Source organism: Bradyrhizobium sp. P5_C11_2 (assembly GCF_054049755.1).
Genome location: NZ_JBFULT010000859.1, coordinates 1 through 2,132 on the forward strand (window position 1 = coordinate 1; position 2,132 = coordinate 2,132).

3 protein-coding genes are annotated in these 2,132 nt (G+C 60.6%); 2 read left to right on the forward strand and 1 reads right to left on the reverse strand.

The window, feature by feature from the left end:
- A partial coding sequence (locus ACXJL8_RS39510) for a helix-turn-helix domain-containing protein (protein WP_456686862.1) occupies nt 1-125 on the reverse strand: 125 nt, incomplete at its 3' end.
- Nucleotides 126-244: 119 nt separating this feature from the next.
- Here ACXJL8_RS39510 and solA point away from each other — a divergent pair.
- Together solA and ACXJL8_RS39520 are read left to right on the forward strand one after the other, a co-directional pair.
- Nucleotides 245-1,414: an N-methyl-L-tryptophan oxidase gene (solA, locus tag ACXJL8_RS39515; RefSeq protein WP_456618903.1), complete on the forward strand. Its 1,170-nt coding sequence runs from the start codon at nt 245-247 to the stop codon at nt 1,412-1,414.
- Between the two features lie 76 nt (nt 1,415-1,490).
- Nucleotides 1,491-2,132: transporter substrate-binding domain-containing protein (locus ACXJL8_RS39520; protein WP_456686861.1), on the forward strand; the 642-nt coding region annotated here is incomplete at its 3' end.

Consider the following 2,132-nt stretch of genomic DNA (forward strand, 5'->3'; position numbering starts at 1 on the left):
GCCTGAGAGACCGCCGATTGCGTCATCCCGAACTGACGGGACGCCTGAAGCATGCTGCCGGACTCCGCGACGGCAGCGACAATCTGCAAGCTTCGCAAGTCTGGAATGGGTGGCGTCATATCCATAGCTTAAGCAGAAGTCATATTAACATGCAAATTGTCTTCATTATATGAATTATCCTTGTAGGACAGCCGCATCCGAAAGCAGACTTCGGATCGTCCTAACAATTAAGCAGTCCCGATCCATGAGCGAGAAAGCGGATATTCTGGTGATCGGCCTCGGTGCCATGGGCAGCGCGGCCCTCTACCAACTGGCCAAGCGAGGGGTAAAGGCGGTCGGCCTCGATCGCTTCGCCCCGCCCCACACGATGGGATCCAGCCACGGCGAAACCCGCATCACCCGTCAGGCGGTCGGCGAAGGCCGCGATTACGTGCCCCTGGTGCTGGATACCCACCGGATCTGGCGTGAGCTTGAAGCCGAGACGTCTGCCGAGCTCCTCACGCCATGTGGCCTCGTCGTCATGGCGCCCGGTGTTGGCGAGACGTCGCACCACGGCAAGCCGGATTTCGTCGCACGCTCGATCGGAGCCGCGCGTGACTTCGGCATCGCTCATGAAGTGCTCGACGGGCGAGAGGTGGCTTATCGCTTCCCGCAATTCCTGAATCTCGAGGGTAACGAGAAGGCCTATTACGAACCCGGCGGAGGATACGTTTTTCCGGAGCGCTGCATCAAGGCGCAACTGACGCGCGCGGAGCAGCTCGGCGCAACGATACGCACGGGAGTCGAGGTTCTCTCGATCGTGCAGAGAGGCTCCGCCGTTCGGGTGGAAACGTCCTCAGGCACATTCGAGGCGGACCAGGCCGTCGTGTCGGCAGGCGGCTGGAATGCCCACCTGCTCGGCGCACCGTTCGATCGCGTGCTCACGGTGAAGCGACAGGTGCTGCATTGGTACGAGCTCGACGATACCAGCGCGTATCGCGCCAACGCCCCTGTGTTCATCTGGATGCACGGCGCGACGGATGTCGACTACCTCTACGGCTTTCCGCCATTGCCTGGCGATCGTCGCCTCAAAGTAGCGACCGAGCAGTACGAGACCAACACGACGGCCGACACCATCGACCGCACCGTCGATCCCGCGGAATCGGCTGAAATGTACCGGAAGCACGTCGCGGGGCGGCTCGCCGGCGCCACGCCGCGCGTCGCGCAGGCGGCTGCCTGCATCTACACTGTGACGCCCGATCGGGGCTTCATCATCGACCGCCATCCCAACCAGGACAGAATTTGCGTCGTCTCGGCGTGCTCGGGCCACGGCTTCAAGCACTCGGCAGGTATCGGCAACGTCGTGGCCGGGATGGTGACCGACGGTCGAAGTGCGATCGACCTCAGCCCATTCTCCATCTCCCGATTTTCGTGACGTTTGGCACGAGCCTTGTATCTTGAAAAAGCGCGCGCAACGCGCGTCGTGGTTTAAATCCTGGAGGCGTCATCCGATGAGAGACATTGTCCGTTCTATGAWGACAGGAGTCGCGGCGCTGCTGATGCTTGGCAGTGCCCAAGCAGCCGATGGCGTCGATGCCATCAAGCAGCGCGGCACGTTGAATGTCGGTGTCAAGGCTGACTACAAGCCCTTCGGCTTCCGCGATCCCACGGGAAACGTGGTCGGCATCGAGCCGGATCTCGCCGCAGACATTGCCAAGCGCCTCGGCGTCAAACTCGAACTCGTTCCGGTCGCGGCCTCGAACAGAATTGAATTTCTTCAGCAGGGAAAGGTTGACCTGCTGATCGCGACCATGTCGGACAGGCCGGAACGCCGTCGCGTGGTTCAAGCCATCGAACCGTTGTACTATTCGGACTATGTGAACATCCTTCTCAACAAGAAGTCCGGCATCAAGGACTGGGCCGAGCTCAAGGGAAAACCCGTCTGCGCCACGTCGGGGGCCTGGTACAACAAGGACGTCGCCAAATCCTACGGCCCCGAAATCGTTGCGTTTGACGGCTCGGAGAAGCCCCTGTTCGCCATGAAGCAGGGCAATTGCATCGGCTATGTCTATGATCAGACCTTCCTGCAAGGCAAACTGCTGGAGGATGAGTGGAAGACGGACTACGACTTGCCCCTGAAAGGTGTTCTGCCT

Bases quoted from the DNA above. Each gene is read 5' to 3' on its own strand.
- solA (WP_456618903.1), top strand. From the start codon at position 245: ATGAGCGAGAAAGCGGATATTCTGGTGATCGGCCTCGGTGCCATGGGC.